General features: G+C 32.1%; 17 protein-coding genes. 8 read left to right on the forward strand and 9 right to left on the reverse strand.

The features are described from left to right. Nucleotides 1-38 precede the first annotated feature (38 nt). The 3 genes from OIU80_RS01620 to cysC all read right to left on the reverse strand — a co-directional run bounded on the left by OIU80_RS01620 (nucleotide 39) and on the right by cysC (nucleotide 2,398). Nucleotides 39-701, reverse strand: coding sequence for a TrmH family RNA methyltransferase (locus OIU80_RS01620; RefSeq protein ID WP_264285363.1), 663 nt, complete (start codon nucleotides 699-701; stop codon nucleotides 39-41). Between the two features lie 63 nt (nucleotides 702-764). Next, nucleotides 765-1,742 carry a sulfotransferase family protein gene (locus OIU80_RS01625; protein ID WP_264285364.1) on the reverse strand — a complete coding sequence of 326 codons (978 nt, stop codon included), beginning with the start codon at nucleotides 1,740-1,742 and terminating at the stop codon, nucleotides 765-767. A gap of 119 nt (nucleotides 1,743-1,861) precedes the next feature. Continuing rightward, nucleotides 1,862-2,398 (reverse strand): adenylyl-sulfate kinase, encoded by a 537-nt coding sequence (gene cysC, locus OIU80_RS01630; protein ID WP_264285365.1) that lies wholly within the window; start codon nucleotides 2,396-2,398, stop codon nucleotides 1,862-1,864. A gap of 406 nt (nucleotides 2,399-2,804) precedes the next feature. Here cysC and OIU80_RS01635 point away from each other — a divergent pair, with 406 nt between their 5' ends. From OIU80_RS01635 to OIU80_RS01650, 4 genes are all read left to right on the forward strand, one after another. Beyond that, nucleotides 2,805-3,503 carry an SIR2 family NAD-dependent protein deacylase gene (locus OIU80_RS01635; RefSeq protein WP_264285366.1) on the forward strand — a complete coding sequence of 233 codons (699 nt, stop codon included), beginning with the start codon at nucleotides 2,805-2,807 and terminating at the stop codon, nucleotides 3,501-3,503. A gap of 17 nt (nucleotides 3,504-3,520) precedes the next feature. Then, nucleotides 3,521-4,213, forward strand: a complete 693-nt coding sequence (locus tag OIU80_RS01640) for a sterol desaturase family protein (protein WP_264285367.1) — start codon at nucleotides 3,521-3,523, stop codon at nucleotides 4,211-4,213. Between the two features lie 92 nt (nucleotides 4,214-4,305). Further along, complete coding sequence (purB, locus tag OIU80_RS01645; RefSeq protein ID WP_264285368.1) at nucleotides 4,306-5,652, forward strand: adenylosuccinate lyase; 1,347 nt, start codon at nucleotides 4,306-4,308, stop codon at nucleotides 5,650-5,652. A gap of 178 nt (nucleotides 5,653-5,830) precedes the next feature. Then, nucleotides 5,831-8,068, forward strand: a complete 2,238-nt coding sequence (locus tag OIU80_RS01650) for a cation:proton antiporter (protein WP_264285369.1) — start codon at nucleotides 5,831-5,833, stop codon at nucleotides 8,066-8,068. A gap of 54 nt (nucleotides 8,069-8,122) precedes the next feature. Here the strand turns inward: OIU80_RS01650 and OIU80_RS01655 are convergent, their stop codons facing one another. The 3 genes from OIU80_RS01655 to OIU80_RS01665 form a co-directional block, all read right to left on the reverse strand. Continuing rightward, nucleotides 8,123-8,761, reverse strand: a complete 639-nt coding sequence (locus tag OIU80_RS01655) for a peroxiredoxin (RefSeq protein ID WP_264285370.1) — start codon at nucleotides 8,759-8,761, stop codon at nucleotides 8,123-8,125. Between the two features lie 99 nt (nucleotides 8,762-8,860). Then, nucleotides 8,861-10,078 (reverse strand): MFS transporter, encoded by a 1,218-nt coding sequence (locus OIU80_RS01660; RefSeq protein ID WP_264285371.1) that lies wholly within the window; start codon nucleotides 10,076-10,078, stop codon nucleotides 8,861-8,863. 32 nt (nucleotides 10,079-10,110) lie between these two features. After that, entirely contained in the window at nucleotides 10,111-11,022 is a 912-nt protein-coding gene (locus OIU80_RS01665) for an AEC family transporter (protein ID WP_264285372.1), read from the reverse strand. A 114-nt stretch (nucleotides 11,023-11,136) separates the two neighbouring features. Here OIU80_RS01665 and OIU80_RS01670 point away from each other — a divergent pair, with 114 nt between their 5' ends. From OIU80_RS01670 to meaB, 3 genes are all read left to right on the forward strand, one after another. After that, nucleotides 11,137-11,544, forward strand: a complete 408-nt coding sequence (locus OIU80_RS01670) for an Rrf2 family transcriptional regulator (RefSeq protein ID WP_264285373.1) — start codon at nucleotides 11,137-11,139, stop codon at nucleotides 11,542-11,544. 55 nt (nucleotides 11,545-11,599) lie between these two features. Further along, the gene (locus OIU80_RS01675) at nucleotides 11,600-12,241 is read left to right on the forward strand and encodes an NAD(P)-dependent oxidoreductase (protein WP_264285374.1); all 642 of its coding nucleotides are present in this window, start codon (nucleotides 11,600-11,602) and stop codon (nucleotides 12,239-12,241) included. A gap of 171 nt (nucleotides 12,242-12,412) precedes the next feature. Beyond that, nucleotides 12,413-13,504 (forward strand): methylmalonyl Co-A mutase-associated GTPase MeaB, encoded by a 1,092-nt coding sequence (gene meaB / locus OIU80_RS01680; protein ID WP_264285375.1) that lies wholly within the window; start codon nucleotides 12,413-12,415, stop codon nucleotides 13,502-13,504. A 287-nt stretch (nucleotides 13,505-13,791) separates the two neighbouring features. Here meaB and OIU80_RS01685 read toward each other — a convergent pair whose 3' ends face one another. The 3 genes from OIU80_RS01685 to OIU80_RS01695 form a co-directional block, all read right to left on the reverse strand. Next, entirely contained in the window at nucleotides 13,792-15,729 is a 1,938-nt protein-coding gene (locus OIU80_RS01685; protein WP_264285376.1) for an LTA synthase family protein, read from the reverse strand. Between the two features lie 55 nt (nucleotides 15,730-15,784). Beyond that, complete coding sequence (locus OIU80_RS01690; protein WP_129537524.1) at nucleotides 15,785-16,012, reverse strand: hypothetical protein; 228 nt, start codon at nucleotides 16,010-16,012, stop codon at nucleotides 15,785-15,787. Between the two features lie 90 nt (nucleotides 16,013-16,102). Continuing rightward, a complete protein-coding gene (locus OIU80_RS01695; RefSeq protein WP_264285377.1) occupies nucleotides 16,103-17,488 on the reverse strand; it encodes an MATE family efflux transporter in 1,386 nt (461 codons plus the stop codon). A gap of 192 nt (nucleotides 17,489-17,680) precedes the next feature. Between OIU80_RS01695 and OIU80_RS01700 the strand changes: the two genes are divergently transcribed. After that, entirely contained in the window at nucleotides 17,681-18,193 is a 513-nt protein-coding gene (locus OIU80_RS01700; RefSeq protein WP_264285378.1) for a hypothetical protein, read from the forward strand. Nucleotides 18,194-18,255: the final 62 nt, after the last annotated feature.

The following is an 18,255-nucleotide window of genomic DNA, read 5'->3' on the forward strand; positions in this document are numbered from 1 at the left end:
AAAAAAAATCCCCAATTACAATGTAATTGGGGATTTTTTTATTCTGGATTCTCTTCAAAATAACGAGCTTCAATTCGTTTGATATCTTTAATTGAGCTTTTAGCCCAAGCCAAACGTTTCTCTAAAATTTCATCATCAGATAAATGCCAGTCAATCTCTGTATTTCGTAATCTGCTAGTTAGATTCTGAATAATTATTGCCGCCGAAACTGAGATATTCAAACTTTCTGTAAATCCTACCATCGGAATTTTAAGAAATCCATCCGCTTTTTGTAAAATTTCTTCTGACAAACCATCTCTTTCTGTACCAAAAAATAAAGCACTGGGTTTAGTTATATCAAAATCCTCTAACAAACAATCATTTTCATGAGGCGTTGTGGCAATAATTTGATATCCTTTATTTTTTAGTGTATCCACGCAATTGCTAATACTATCGAATGTATTGATATCAACCCATTTTTGAGCTCCCATAGCAATTTCCTTATCGATACTTTTACCATAACGCTGCTCAATAACATTGAGCTCCTGAATTCCAAAAACTTCGCAACTACGCATTACAGCGCTGGTATTATGCATCTGGAAAATATCTTCAACAACAATAGTAAAGTGTTTTGTGCGGTTTTCAAGGACCTTTAAAAATTTGCTCTTCCGGTTTTCAGTAAGTATATTTTCAAGAAAAGCGAGATAATCTAAATTAATCATTTCAATAGTATTTGTGGCAAAAATACTAAAAAACAGCACAATTAAGGTTATAAAAACAATTTGCTATGATATATTAACAGCACCATATTCTGCTATACTATTATCTAATTTTTCATATAGTGTATTTGCCTTAACCAAATCTATTACCAAAGCATCATTTCCAAAAGAATCTCCCTTAAAAACAACATTTTCGTTTTTAGAATGTCTGTTTAAACGCTCACACATTTGATCTACCTCTTCTACAAAATAATCTGCATCAATAAAAGATAAAAATCTTTCCAAAACGGACTTCATTCCATCTTTATAATTATATATTGAAACATTTTTATCTGTTGCATAAAAATCAAGATAGGCCTGAAAATATTTCTCCAGAACTACTGCTCCATATTGATGAAAAGAAATTTCTTGAATTTCTTGGTCACTAATCCCAAAAATAGATGCAGGCAACAAATTAGGCACCATATGCATTCCTTTTAATTTTGCATGAGATTTTAATACTTCGGCTGGATTCCTGTAAAGTAAAACAAAAGGCAATTCAGGAAAAATTAATCGCAACTGATTTACCTCAAAAATATGCCAGGAATCTAATTTTACAATTAAATTCTTTTCTTCAGAAAATCTTTTCTGTCCTAACAATACTATTACAGATTTGATAAGCTCTCTTTTTTTATCCAAATCAAAAAGGTCACTTCTTATAATTTGATCAATAATTGGAGCCTCAGAAACTACAATGTTTTGAGGTGAAATAGCCAAAGACTGAGTCATCATTGTAGAACCACAACGAGACACATGAAATAATAATGATTTTAATTCCGTAGAGACCAATTCTGTAGACCATTCAATAAGGTTTTCTACACTACTCACTACTCTATATCTGGTTGAATTATTATAATGAACCTTACATTTCATAAGAGTTTCATCAAAAAAAGGATCTACATACTTTTTATCTCCTAGATAAATCCATTCAAAATATACCTCATTATCTGTTTCTACTAATTTATAGGGAATCCAATTTAAAAGGGGATGATCTGCGTTTTCCATTTTTATAAAATATATTTTCTTATAAATCTATCATTAAGTTTCTATCGTATTGTAATTCAATTATATAATTTCCACAAAAAAACAATCTCCGTAACAGACTGTTAGAAATAAAAAATACTTTAAATAGTGGCATTAGGTATATTTTCTATTATAAAATAATAAAGCTTATCGGTTGAAACTGACACCGATTCTGAGTCGGTTTTCAGTGTTAAATCAGCTTTCAAGGGAGTTTCAAAAACATCGCTTATTCCTGTAAAGTTGCTAATTTTATTACTATCATTATCTGGTAATAATGCTTTTTTGTATAATCCTTTTGGATCGCGCTTAATAAGATTGTCAATCGAACAATTTAGGAATACCGTTTTTACAAACTCATGCTGTCCTATTTCATTTCTTAAGTCTTCGTAAGGATTTATTACCGACATTAAAACGATAATTTCTGATTTAACAAAATCCCGTCCTACGCTAAACAATCGACGAACATTTTCGCATCTATCATTTCTAGAAAACCCCAAGTCTTTACAAAGGCTTTTTCGGTAAACATCACCGTCAATTATTTCGACTTTATAGCCCTTTTTCAGCAATAATTCTCCAACATTTTCTGCCAATGTAGTTTTACCTGAACCCGACAAACCTGTAAATTGTATTAATATCATTTAAAAATTATCATTATTTAAACTTTCATTTACAAAACAGCAGTAACCTAAATCCTTATCTTGGTTATTGTTACTTGTAAAAATACTAAAAAAAGTCTCGCTTTAATAAAATCATTTTAACAAGTATCTAAAGCTCATTTTATACTAAAATTGACTAATTTTAACCCGTTGGGTGTAATTACTTCGCTTGGTCGCTTAGCTCTGGTCGCAAAATTTCATTTAACACATAGAAACATAGATTTTATTTGTAAAAGAGAAAACAAAAAGAAATACATTTCTTTCACAAAGCTAGCTATCTGCATTTAAGACAAGTGTAACGCCTTTTTGAGCGTACAAAACCTACGTTTCTATGTATTAAAATTAATTACACTCAACGGTTAACTTTATTTTTTTAGAAATAATCAAAATGAAAAAGAAACTGGTAGTTTTAACTGGTGCAGGAATTAGTGCCGAAAGTGGCATTAAAACCTTTCGTGATAGTGATGGTCTTTGGGAAGGTCACAATGTAATGGATGTAGCAACTCCAGAAGGTTGGTACAAAAATCCCGAATTGGTTCTTGATTTTTACAATCAAAGACGCAAGCAACTAAAAGAAGTAGTACCCAATTTAGGACACACTATTTTGGCTGAACTCGAAAAAGATTTCGATGTACATATCATAACCCAAAATGTCGATGATTTGCATGAACGCGCCGGAAGCACCAAGATTTTACACTTGCATGGTGAGTTACTAAAAGTAAGAAGTTCCCAAGATTTAAATTATATTTTAGATTGGCATGATGATTTATTTATGAATCATTTAGATAAAAAAGGCAATCAGCTTCGTCCGCATATTGTTTGGTTTGGCGAAGAAGTTCCTGCCTTAGAAGAAGCAATACAAATTGCAGAGCAAGCCGATTATTTTGCTGTAATAGGAACTTCCTTGCAAGTATATCCTGCTGCTGGATTAATTTCTTATACTCCTGCAAGTGCACCTCTTTTTTACATTGACCCAAAACCCATTAAAATTCCAAACTTGAGAAATAAAATTGAAGTTATTCCTGAAATAGCCTCTAAGGGGATGGAAATATTAAAAACAAAACTAGCCGAAATAACGACAAAATAACAAACAGAAAATCATAAATGATAGTACAGAAATGGCTTGAGATATTGTCTCATTATAACCTTTTTACCGTAATAGTTTTTTTTCTTATCGAAAATTTATTACTAATGCTTTTGGCAATCGGTATTGGCAAAATAATTGACCGTGAAGCCACTAAAATTAAAAAATCAGATATAAAATGGGTCATTAGCACCTTACTATGTAACATGCTTGTGACTTTAATAGGCTATAAACTGTATCAATATCAAATTATTAAAATAGACTTTTCTACTTCATTTTTTGCGATAGTATTAGATACGCTGTTATTAATTTTACTAATGGATTTTTTTATGTTTTGCTTTCATTATTTAGCACATAAATTAACGTGGTTTCATCCCATTCATCAATTACATCATACCCATATCGACACTAACGTTTACAGCTTGTTTGTTCTTAATCCCATCGAAACTTTAGGTTTTGGGACTATATGGCTCATTATAATTTCGATAGTGGAGTTTAATTTCATCAGTATTATACTATATTTAATCTTGAATTTATCTTATGGAATAATAGGTCATTTAAACAACGATATTTTTCCGAATTTTTGGAATACCAATGTTGTCACAAAATGGATTTCGACCACACAATTCCATTCGAACCATCATAAAAACGAATCCCATAATTTTGGCTTTTATTTTACTATTTGGGACAAAATATTTAAAACAATCATTTAAAATTGCAATGTTTAACTATAATAACTCGCAACTAACTTTCAGAAGTTTTAACAATAACTTACATTTGCATCTTCAAAATTAACAACACAACAATGACTACTTTAAACGAATTGAATGCCATATCGCCAATTGACGGAAGATATAGAAACAAAACCCTTTCATTAGCTCCTTTTTTCTCTGAAGAAGCGCTGATTAAATACCGGGTATTGATTGAAGTTGAATACTTTATTGCTTTATGCGAAGTGCCATTGCCACAGCTTGCAAACGTAAATTCAGATCTTTTTGAAAGTTTGCGTAACATTTATAAAAACTTCTCTACTGAAGATGCCCTTTGGATAAAAGAAACTGAAAAAGTAACTAACCACGATGTAAAAGCGGTTGAATACTTTATCAAAGATGCTTTTGAAAAACTAGGCTTATCTGAATACAAAGAGTTTATCCACTTTGGATTAACTTCTCAAGACATTAATAATACAGCTATCCCTCTTTCGACAAAAGAAGCTTTTGAAAGAGTATATATGCCATCATTAATTACACTTACTGCTAAATTAAAAGAACTAAGTGTAGAATGGAAAGACATTCCTATGCTTGCTCGTACTCACGGACAGCCAGCCTCTCCTACTCGCTTAGGTAAAGAAATTGGCGTTTTTGTAGAACGTATCGAGGAGCAAATGCGTTTGTTATTCAATATCCCGTTTGCTGCAAAATTTGGTGGAGCAACAGGAAACTACAATGCACACCATGTTGCTTACCCGCAAATTGACTGGAAAAAATTTGGTGGTAATTTTGTAGAAAACACGCTAGGACTACACCATTCTTTCCCAACGACTCAAATAGAACATTATGATCATTTTGCCGCATTTTTTGATGCTTTAAAAAGAATCAACAATATAATAATTGATTTAGACAGAGATATTTGGACGTATGTTTCAATGGAATATTTCAAACAAAAAATCAAAGCTGGAGAAATTGGTTCATCGGCTATGCCACATAAAGTTAACCCTATTGATTTTGAAAATTCTGAAGGGAACTTAGGAATTGCCAATGCAATTTTCGAACATCTTTCGGCTAAACTGCCAATCTCAAGATTACAACGTGATTTAACAGATAGTACTGTTTTAAGAAATGTTGGTGTTCCTATTGGTCATACCATTATTGCTTTTGAAGCGACATTAAAAGGATTGAATAAATTACTTTTAAATGAATCAAAATTCCATGAAGATTTAGAAAAAAACTGGGCAGTCGTTGCCGAGGCAATTCAAACAATTTTGCGTCGTGAAGCATATCCAAATCCATACGAAGCATTAAAAGGTTTAACAAGAACAAATGAAGCGATTGATAAAAACGCTATTCATAGTTTTATTGCAACTCTAGATGTTTCAGAAGAAATCAAAGCAGAGCTGATGAAAATTACGCCTAGCAACTTTTTGGGCATCTAAAACACTCATTCACAGATAAAAATCTCGTTAATTATAAGTACTTTTACTATAAATAACGAGATTTTCTTTTATAAAATTATCTTAAATTTTGCGTTTCTAAATACAATTACTTTCATTTTTTTTTAATTTTTGCTAACTTACAACAATTCAAAAAATAAATATATAAAAGTATACGCCCATGAGTCCAACAGAGACTGTAACAAATGCCACACAACATTTAGAACCATTAATTAGTGACTTAGGATTAATCCTAATGACTGCAGGAATTGCTGTGCTAATTTTTAAAAAATTAAAACAGCCTTTGGTTCTTGGCTACTTAATCGCTGGATTTTTAGCAGGAAATCATATTGATTTTTTTCCTTCTGTAACCGACAATAAAAGTGTAGAAGTTTGGGCTGAGATTGGTGTAATTATTTTACTTTTTAGTTTAGGGCTTGAATTTAGCTTTAAAAAATTAATGAAAGTTGGAGGTACCGCCTCTATAACTGCAATTACACAAATAATAACAATGGTCGCCTTAGGTTATCTGGTCGGTCAATGGATGGATTGGTCTAAAATGGATAGTATCTTTCTAGGTGTAATCTTATCAATCTCCTCCACCACCATTATCCTCAAAACGTTCGATGAATTGGGCGTCAAGGCACAAAAATTTGCTGGTATTGTAATTGGTTCCTTAATTGTACAAGATATTGTTGCTATTTTAATGATGGTTTTACTATCGACTATTGCAGTAAGCCAACAATTTTCGGGAAGCGCTCTATTACTTTCCGTATTAAAATTAGCTTTTTTCCTTACAGCTTGGTTTGTTGGAGGAATCTTCTTTATTCCTACTTTATTAAAAAAAGCCAAACATTTATTAACAGATGAAATGTTGCTTATCATTTCACTTGCTTTGTGTTTAATGATGGTGATTTTAGCTTCAAATGTTGGTTTTTCTCCAGCTTTGGGAGCTTTTATTATGGGATCTATTATTGCCGAAACTACACAAGCAGAACATATTGAGCATTTAGTAAAACCTGTAAAAGATTTATTTGGCGCTATTTTCTTTGTATCAGTAGGAATGTTAATCAATCCCGAGATGCTTATCACGCATGCCCTTCCGGTAGCAATTTTAACCCTCGTTACTATTTTTGGTCAATCAATAAGTTCTACTATTGGAGCCTTGCTCTCTGGACAACCATTAAAACAATCGGTACAAACTGGGATGAGTTTAGCTCAAATTGGGGAGTTCTCATTTATTATAGCCACTTTAGGAATGTCACTTCATGTAACAAGTGACTTTTTATACCCTATAGTTGTTGCAGTATCAGCTGTAACCACATTTACAACTCCATTTATGGTTAAATTTGCTGGTCCGTTCTCCGATTACTTAGAACGAAAACTACCCCGCAAATGGATCAAAAACATCAACCGTTACAGTCTTAACGCACAAGCCATAAAATCTGTTAGTACATGGCAAATTGTATTACGCTCTTACATCACTCAAATTGTAATACACACAATAATCATAACTGCAGTTATTTTGCTCTCTTCTAAATATGTAGCCCCATTAGTTGAGGATACACGATTTGGAAATACAATTGCTGCACTTATAACCCTTATAGTTATTGCTCCATTTTTGTGGGCTCTTTCGTTAAGACGTGTTGCAGTAAAAGAAGTTGAGCTTTTATGGGAAGAAAGAAAATACCGTGGCCCGATTATGATGATGATCTTAATACGAATCGGGTTAGGATTATTTTACGTAGGGTTCCTATTGAATATCTTCTTCTCGCCTTTAGTTGCTTTTGTTGCTTTAGTTATTGCCGTTGCTGCATATCAATTTTTCCCTAAAAAACTAAACGAACAATACCACAGAATAGAGAGTCATTTCCTTAAAAACCTTAATGATCGTGAAACAACTAAAATAGATAGAAAATACGCCAACTTAACTCCTTGGGATGGCCACATGTCGATATTTGAAATTGCCAAAGAATCTAATCTTGCTGGTAAAACACTGGAAGAATTAAAAATTAGAGAAGAATTAGGAATCAATATCGCTTTTATAAGACGAGGTGATATTACCATACAAATTCCAACCAAAACAGAACGTTTATTCCCTGGAGATGAAATATGCGTTATTGGTACAGATGCACAAGTAAATGAGTTTACAAATTATCTAACCAAAAATGAAATTGAAATACCACAAGCTGTTGAAGAATCAGAGATTGTTTTAAATCAATTAGAACTATCTGATGATGAATTTGCTAAAAAAACCATTAGTGAATTCAGACATAAAACAAATGCTTTAGTAGTTGGAATTGAAAGAAACGGTAAACGAATCCTGAATCCTGAATCGCAACTAATTTTGGAAAAAGATGATATCATTTGGGTTGTTGGAGACAAAAAACGAATGAAACAATTTGGAAAAAAAGTATAGCACAAAAAAAAGGTATAATGAAAATTATACCTTTTTTTATTACAATATTTAAACCTATTTATTAGGCTGAGGAGTCATCCTCAAATAAGGTTTTATAGGATTATGTCCTTTTGGAAACTTAGCCGCAATATCACTATCTGGAATCGATGGAGATATAACCACATCGTCACCGTCTTTCCAGTTTGCTGGTGTTGCTACACTGTAATTTGCTGTTAATTGCAGACTATCAATTACACGAAGCAATTCGTCAAAATTTCTTCCTGTAGATGCTGGATAAGTCAATGTTAGTTTTATCTTTTTATCGTTTCCAATAATAAAAACCGAACGTACAGTAAATTTATCACTTGCATTTGGATGTAGCATATCATATAAATTTGCCACTTTTTTATCTTCGTCAGCAATAATAGGATAATTTACAGTTGTATTTTGAGTCTCGTTAATATCTTTAATCCATTCCAAATGCGATTCTAAACCATCTACACTTAGAGCGATAACTTTTGTATTTCTTTTTACAAATTCTGGGTAATAGTTAGCCACAGTTCCTAACTCTGTTGTACAAACAGGAGTAAAATCTGAGGGGTGAGAAAATAACACTCCCCAAGAATCTCCTAACCATTCATGAAATTTTATTGGGCCTTGAGTTGTATCTGCTTCAAAATCTGGAGCTATATCTCCTAATCGTAGTGTTGCCATGAGTATTTATTTAAAATTTTATTTAAAAATAAGTAAAAAAAGCACAAGGAAAACATCGACCACTATAAAAAAATCACAAAGTTGATAGACTTGATAGAATTATGCTTGCTTTTTAATATTAGGTAAGAAATAAGTAAGAACTCCTATTAAAGGTAAGTATGAACTTATTTTAAAAACATACTCAATAGTTGTTTGATCTGCAACATAACCTAAAATTGCCGAACCTAAACCTCCCATTCCGAAAGCAAATCCGAAAAACAATCCCGAAATCATTCCAACTTTACCAGGTTTTAATTCTTGTGCAAAAACCAAAATAGCCGAAAATGCAGAAGCAATTACGATTCCAATTATTACAGATAAGATTCCTGTCCAAAACAAGTTAGCATAAGGTAGTAATAATGTAAAAGGCGCAGCTCCTAGTATTGATATCCAAATGATATACTTTCGTCCAAAACGGTCGCCTAATGGCCCTCCTATTAATGTTCCTGCTGCAACAGACGCCAAGAAAACAAATAAATAAAATTGAGAATCCTGAATGCTCATTCCGAATTTGTCTATTAAATAAAAAGTAAAATAACTAGACATACTTGCCATATAGAAAAACTTAGAAAAAATAAGGAATAACAAGACGATAATCGAAATGGTTATCTTTTTATTTGATAATGGAACTGTCGTTTCTTCTATATCTATTTTTTTGGCAGCACGCAAGTTCATATGATTTTCATACCAAACAGCAATTCTTGACAAAATGATAATGCCCAATATTCCAGCAATAACAAACCAAATTACGTGGAATTGTCCATAAGGAGCAACTACTAAAGCTACTAACAATGGCCCTATCGCACTACCTGCATTTCCACCTAATTGAAAAATAGACTGCGCTAAACCGCGCTTTCCTCCTGAACCTAAAAAGGCAACTCTGGAAGCTTCTGGATGAAATATAGAAGATCCAATACCTACTAATCCTACTGAGACTAATAACATCCAAAATGTGCTTGATATCGATAATAGACACAATCCCGAAATAGTAAATATCATACCAATCACTAATGAATATGGCATTGGTTTTTTATCAGTATAAAGCCCCACAAAAGGCTGCAATAAAGAAGCTGTAAGCTGGAAAACAAAAGTGATTAATCCGACTTGGGTAAAGTTTAATTTGAAGTTATCCTTTAATATAGGATAAGTAGCAGGGATTACTGCTTGCATTAAATCATTAAGTAAATGAGCAAATGCTATTGAGAATAATACGGAATAAACTGTTTTTTGAACTAAAACCGAACTATCGATTGTAGCTGAATTACTTGACGAACTCATAATAAAATTGAACTAAAAAATTAATATATAAACTAAATAAAATTCATAATAAAATACCAAACTGCAAGTGTAACAAACGAAATAGGAATTCCAAAACCAATCATCATACTACTCAATCTGGGCTTTAAACCATATGTCGAAGCTAAAATGCTTCCTGTAATCATAGGTGCCATAGCCATTTCCATAATTGTGACCTTAATTACCGATGAATTTTGTTTTAAAATAAAAACGTACAATATCAAAAATAATAATGGCGTGATGATAAGCTTAAAGAATAACCCTAAGGTCAAAAACTTCCAATGTCTGCTATTCTTTTCAAAACGAAGTTGCAATCCCACAGAAAGTAATGCAAGCGGCGTAACCAAACTGCCTAACTTTTGAAACCCAACCTGAAGGTTCTCATCAAAATCATAATTAAAAACATTCATAAAACAGGCTACAACAAAGGTAATAAAAGGTGGGAAAGTCAATATCTTCTTTGCAATTGCGAATGAATTAGGACTTCCTTTGGAATAAAATGCCGCTACAAAAACACCCAAAGTCGAAATTACCACGAAAGAACCTGGCTGATCAACCAAAATAGCCGTTTCTAACCCTGATTTCCCATATAAAGCCTCTATTATAGGATAACCAAGAAATGAGGTATTACTTAATCCAGCTGTGAGAATCAAGCATCCTATTAGTTTATTTGACCATCCATACTTTTTTCCTAAAATCGAAAAAAGAAGAAATGCGACTATAAAAGCAATCCATGCTGCTCCAATAGGAAATAGCAATTCGGTGCTCCATTTTATTTTTGGAATAAAAAACAATGCCAAGGCAGGAAGACATAAATAAATCACAATTTTGTTTAATGTCTTATAGATATGTATAGGGAAACCCTTGATATTTTGCAATATAAGCCCTGCAGTAATAAAAACGAAAATTAGAATAAAGTTGGTCATCTTTGAAAAAAACAAAAATAGCACTTAAAATCTTCTTAAATAACTTAATTTTAAAGTAAATTATTTTGTCAGTTCAATATAAACCTATAAATTTGTAACATATTTTATTACAGTATGATTTCAGGTAAGTTTGCCATAACAACACATATTCTTACGTTACTTTCTAAATTTCCGAATGATTATCTATCATCGGAATACATTGCGGGTAGCATTAATTTGAATCCTGTTTTGGTACGAAAAGAAATTTCGAACCTGAAAAAAAATCATGTTGTAGAGAGTAAGGAAGGTAAAAATGGAGGTACACGATTATTAAAACCTGCTTCCGAAATTACTTTACTTGATATTTTTAAAATGACTTTTGATACTGTAAATCTTGGTTACGCTAAAAATCAACCTAATCCAGATTGCCCTGTTGGAAAGAAAATAAACGAAAATCTAGACTTATTATATGCTGATATAAACGAAAAAATAAATGCGCAATTAAGCACAGTTACATTAGAAAATTTCTCAAATCAGTTCTAATCTATTTTTTTACACCAAACTGTAACATTTTTTATTACTAATTAAATTATATATTATGAAAATCGCAATTATCGGAGCTACAGGTTTTGTAGGCTCAACTATCTTAAACGAATTAGCAAATCGCAATCATGAAATTACTGCTATAGCAAGAAACCCAAAAGATTCTACCAATGTAAATTGGGTAAAAGCAGATATCCTAAACACAACTGAATTAGCAACTATACTAAAAGGAAATGATGTTGTAATTAGCGCTTATAATGCTGGTTGGACAAACCCTAATCTTTATGATGATTTTATAGCAGGTTCAAAATCTATTCAGGAAGCTGTTAAACAATCGGGAGTAAAACGTTTTATTACAATTGGAGGAGCAGGAAGTTTATTTATTGCTCCTAATTTACAAGCTGTAGATACGCCAGATTTCCCAAAAGAATATCATGCTGGAGCTTCGGCTGCGAGAGATTACTTAAATATTATAAAAGAAGAAAAAGACTTGGATTGGGCATTTTTTAGCCCTGCTTTCGAAATGCATCCTGGTATTACAACAGGAAGAACTGCTAAATATCGTTTAGGATTAGACAATCCTGTGTTTGATGAAAATCAAAGAAGTATTATATCTGTAGAGGATTTGGCAGTAGTAATTGCCGATGAAGTTGAAAATCCTAAACATCATCAAGTACGTTTTACTGCAGCTTATTAATTTTTTTATAGCCACAAATTACACCAATTTTCACTAATTTATTTATGCTAATCATACTTAGCAAATATTCAATCGAATATTTAATTAGTAAAATTGGTGTAATTCGAGATAAACTAACTTTTTGAAACTGTTTTTGTTTTGATTACTTTTACCTTTCAAAAAGTAAAGAGTTTGTCAGCACATAAAAAACAAGGAAGCAGTTTAAATGAAAAACCTGGAATTTCACAACCTGAAATCACCAGTGGAACATCGATTGAGCAAATTCAGCGTTTTAGACGAATTCAACCTTCTGCACAAGAATTGGTTTCTGGTATTTTGTCTGGAAACATAACTGCATTAAGCAGAGCAATTACACTTATAGAAAGCACCAATCCTGATCATTTGGCAAAAGCCAATGAAATAATTAATAGCTGCTTACCTCATGCCAATCAATCTGTTCGAATAGGAATTACCGGAGTTCCCGGAGTTGGAAAAAGCACTTTTATTGAAGCCTTTGGTAAACAACTCACCGGATTAGGAAAAAAACTAGCTGTATTGGCAGTTGATCCAAGTAGTTCATTCTCTCACGGAAGTATTCTTGGTGATAAAACCCGAATGGAAGAATTGGTAAAAGATAAAAATGCTTTTATCCGACCTAGTGCTTCAGGTGATACTCTTGGTGGTGTTGCCCGAAAAACCAGAGAAACAATTATACTTTGCGAAGCAGCTGGATTTGATACGATATTGATTGAAACCGTGGGTGTTGGTCAAAGCGAAACTGCTGTTCACAGTATGGTTGATTTTTTCTTATTATTAAAAATAGCTGGTGCTGGTGATGAATTGCAAGGTATTAAAAGAGGTATTATGGAAATGGCTGATGCTATTGTCATAAACAAAGCAGATGGTGATAACATTAAAAAAGCAAGATTAGCAAAAACGGAGTTTAATAGAGCGTTGCATTTATTTCCAGCAAAAAAATCAGGATGGCAACCTACTGTCGCAACTTGTAGCGCCATCACTCACGAAGGGATTCCAGAAGTTTGGCAAACGATTCTTGATTATTTTGAAATGGCAAAAACTAGTCTTTATTTTCAGGAAAAAAGAAAAGAGCAAAATCAATTTTGGATGATGGAAACCATAAATGAGCAATTAAAAAACAACTTTTATAATCATCCCGAAATCATAGCTGAACTTGATAAAAACAAAAAAGCAGTGCAAAATGATGAAATTTCACCTTTTGCAGCTGCTAGTATTTTGTTGAATTTATACAAGAAAGGTTCATAAGGAACGAAGTAACAAAGATAGAGAGTAAAACACCTATGAACCTTTGTCACTTTGAGTCTTTGTACCTATTTTTTCTTTGTATCTCTGAACCTCTGTCGCTTTAATATAAATCCTCTTCTGTTTTTACAGTCAAAAACATCTATTAAAATTGTTTTAAAAAAGGTCCTAAAATACTAAGTTTCTGAGTTAAAAATCAGACTAAACTTAGTACCTCAGAACCTTTATATCTTAGTAACGACTTAAAAACCTTTGTTACTTTGTATCTCTGAACCTTTGCATCTTAAAAATCACTTCTTCTTTCTAAGTTTATACTTATTCTGTTTGTACAAATTCCCTGCTGTTATTACATGTGCCAAAGCATCTTTTGCAAATTCTTCGTCTAGTTTAACTGGAATTAAAGTAGTATCATTTTTAATTTCAAATTGCAATGGTTTTAAATTTGGCTGCATGATTACAACCTTATTTTCAACTCTAAATGCATTAATGTCATTAAACTGCATAATAGACCTTCCTTTTACATCTGGTCCTATTTTAGTTAAATTTCTTCCTACCATTGGTGTTTCAAACTGTGCTCCTATGTAACTTAATAACGTAGGAGGAATATCAATCTGACTAGCCAATTTGTCATATGCTTTCCCTTTAGGAACTCCAGGTCCCATAATTAAGGCTGGAATATGAAATTTGTTTATTGGTACTAGATTCTTTCCGTATGTTCTTGTGTTATGATCTGCAATTACGATGAAAATAGTATTCTTAAAGTAAGCTTCTTTCTTAGCCATTTCGAAGAATTTTCCAATCGAAAAATCGGCATATTTCATTGCATTATTAACTGTTGCAGCTTTTTTATCATATGGTTTTATTCTACCCTCTGGGTACTCGAATGGTTCGTGATTAGAAGTTGAAAACATTAATGAGAAAAATGGTTTGTCTCCTTTGGCTTTAAAATAATTATTTGCTTTTACAGCCAAATCTTCATCTGAATACCCCCAAGTTCCTTTAAATGCATATTTATGTCCATCGCTATCAAAATCTTCCTGATCTACAATATCTTCAAAACCATTTCCATTAAAAAAAGAAGCCATGTTATCAAAATTGGCCATTCCTCCATATATAAAACTAGTTTCGTATCCTTTTTGTTTTAAGGCATCTGCCAAAGTAAAAAATCCTTGTTGTGAGTTTCCTAATTTCACTACACTTTCTGAAGGCGAAGGTAGAAACCCTGTAACAACTGCTTCAATTCCTCGAACACTACGCGTTCCTGTACAATATAAATTGGTAAAGAGCAATCCTTCTTTTGAAAGCTTATCAAACTCTGGAGTTAATGGCTTACCTCCTAAAATCCCAACGTATTCTGCTCCAAGACTTTCTTGCAAAAATATGACCAAATTATATGGTTGTCTTAAAAGCGTATCTGGTTTTTGAATATGTAGAAATGGAATTTCCGAATCTGTAAAATCATTAGGATTTACTGTCATGTACTTTTTTACACGAGCAATAGCTTCTGCTTCTTCCATTTTACCATACATCTTAGTATTTCCTTCATTTTTAATAGAGTAAGCTGCGAAAGCTACTGTATAAAATGAATTTAATCCTAAGGTATTTGTTAACTGATCTGTAGAAAAAACGGCATTACTTGCATTTATTGGTCGCTTAGATGTAAGGCTTGAACGTGCTCCAAAGAACAATAGAAAAGCTACAAATGGAAATACAATTAATTTGAACTTATAATCAGCTGGATGTGTATGAAAATATTTCTTTCCCTTCTTAAAAGCAAAATATACTACAACTCCTAAAATTATGAAAGTAACGATTATAGAAACCAAATAGCTTTTTAAAAGCATCCCTACTACTTCTCTCGGATATATTAAATAATCTAAAAAGATTTTGTTTGGACGCGTATCATATTGCTTCACAAAATCTGGTGTTGCCAATTCTACAAAAAGAATCAGAAAAAGGAATAAGAAGCTATAAAACACCAAGAACTTATTTGTGAATTTGATGCAGTTATTTGGTAATAAAGTAACTAATAGTGCTGGAAGAAATGACAAATAACATAGTAATATCAAGTCCATTCGTAACCCAATTGGAAAAATATACCAAAAATTAGGAGTCTCAACTACTCTATCCTTAAATATGAAAAATAAAAATATTCGACTTAAAGTAGTAATTAGCAATCCAATTGCTATAAAATTAAAAATCGGTTTTAAAAAAGCGAATTTTTTCATTTAATAAGGACTTTTTAAAGTGTTGAAAAAAAATATTTAAATTAAAGTAAGGTGTTTATTCTTCGTAAAGTTTTATCTCTCTATCATAAAACTCATTAGCAAGAACAATCAATCCTTCCATTTCGGCATTTAATTCAGCCTCATCAAGATCTTCTGCTTCTTCCATAAACTCAACCTCATCATCTTTTAAATTGATGATAAATCTTGGGTAATCAAGATGAATAATGAAGATATCATCTGGAAAATCAGTATTGTCTCCGAGTAAAAATTTAGGTAATTCCATTTTTGTTTTTGTTTTATTTTGCTATTATCCGCTATGCGGACTATTTTTTACAGATTTACTTCGTCTGTGGTTATTTATTTTGCTCCAAATTTATGAATTTGAAACTGAATTATTGATTAATTTTTTTGTCAGGTAATGAAAACGAATATACAAAAATATAGCCGCTGCGGTTAATCCTGCCAAAAGTCCTATCCAAACTCCTTCCGCTTTTAAATCGGTGTATTCGGCTAAATAATATGAAATAGGAAAACCGATAACCCAATACGCTACAAATGTAATATACATCGGTATTTTAACATCTTGCAATCCACGTAAAGCTCCTAAAACAACTACCTGAATTCCATCTGAAATTTGGAAAACTGCCGCTATTAAAAGCAGTTTAGATGCAATAGCTATTACTTCATTATTATCCAAAAGCTGTCCTCCATTTTCCATATTCAAAAAGATATGTGGCAAGTAATTATGGAAAGCTATAAATAGAATCGCAAAAACTGTTTCGATTATAATTGCAAGTAAAAAGATGGAACGCGCAACTACAATTAAATTTTTAAAATCATTTAATCCCCTTTGATTACTAACCCTAATCATCGAAGTTACACTTAATCCCATAGCAAACATAAAGGTCATTGAAGCCAAACTTAAAGCAATTTGATTGGCTGCCTGACTGGTTTTACCAATATTACCACAAAGCCAAATTGATGCTGTAAACAACACTACTTCAAAAAGCATTTGCATCGCTGATGGAAATCCTATGCTTATAATTTTTTTAATTGTTTCTTTTTTAATTTCTGAAAAACTAAAATTCTGAAAATGATGCTTTAATTCTTCTCTTCTTGATATCATAATATGCATGAACATTACCAAAAATATTCTTGAAATTACTGTTCCAAGTGCCGCCCCAACAATTCCCATTTTAGGAAAAATCCAGATACCGTAAATCAACAAATAATTTATTCCTACATGCAGCACATTTGCCATAACCATAGCATACATAGAATATTTAGTAAGCGAAAGTCCATCGGCAAACTGCTTGTATCCCTGATACATAATTAAAGGAATCAATGAGAAAGCTACCCAATCAAGATAAGGTTTAGCAAGAGCAATTACATCGGCAGGTTGTTTTAGTAATTCCATTATTGGCTTTGCCAAAACAACTACTCCAAAAAGCATCAATCCTAAAATGGTGCATAAAAATAATCCATGATGAAATGCGTTGCGAATTTTTTTATCATTCTTCTCTGCATCGCCTTCGGCAACTATAGGAGTAATTGCAGTAGAAAATCCGATTCCTAATGACATTGCAATAAAAATCATGCTGTTCCCTAATGAAACTGCAGCCAGTTCTGTACTTCCTAGTTTTCCTACCATTATATTATCGACAATACCAATAAGGGTATGCCCAACCATTCCTAATATTATTGGATATGCTAATTTTAGATTATAAGAAAATTCTTTTGTGTATTGAGAAAAGTTCACTTTGTATTTTTTTAGTGTGCAAAGATAATTAGAAGCTTTCAATTCTTTACCTATTATTCAATTTATAACCCTATTTATTATTCAATTCCTTGGGAACCTAAATATTATATAATAAAAGCTAATAATTATATAACGTCCTCACACTACCCTACTACTACTTTTACATCATTAAAAACTAAAACATCAGATATTATGAAAAAGACAATCAATTTAAAAATGCTGTTAATTGCAGTTTTAGCAATTATTTGTACTTCTGCAATGGCACAAAGCACCGAAATAAAAAATTATGACCAAGGTTTCCGCTTAGGATTTGGTTTAAACGGTGGAATTCCGACTAATAAAGTTTATAGTTGGTCTTTAGGTGGTGATGTTAGATTACAGTATGATTTATCTATGAAAACATCTTTAACCCTAACAACTGGTTTTACTAATTTATTTGTCAACAAACAGGACTTAAAAGACATAGGATTCATTCCTGCAAAAGCGGGTTTCAAAGCTTTTATTTGGGAAGATCAATTTTATGTATTAGGCGAAGTTGGTGCTGGTTTTGCAGTTACAAACGGATACAATGACACTACATTTTTATGGGCTCCAGGAATTGGTTATGCTAATAAATATGTTGACATAAGCGTGCGATATGAAGATTATACCAAATTCAACACCAATCAGGTTGCATTGCGATTGGCATACGGGTTTAAATTGTAAACCTCATTATAAAACATTCATAAGAAGCCTTTCGAAAGAGAGGCTTTTTTAGTTTTATACAA

The organism is Flavobacterium frigoritolerans (genome assembly GCF_025847275.1).
Lineage (GTDB): Bacteria > Bacteroidota > Bacteroidia > Flavobacteriales > Flavobacteriaceae > Flavobacterium > Flavobacterium frigoritolerans.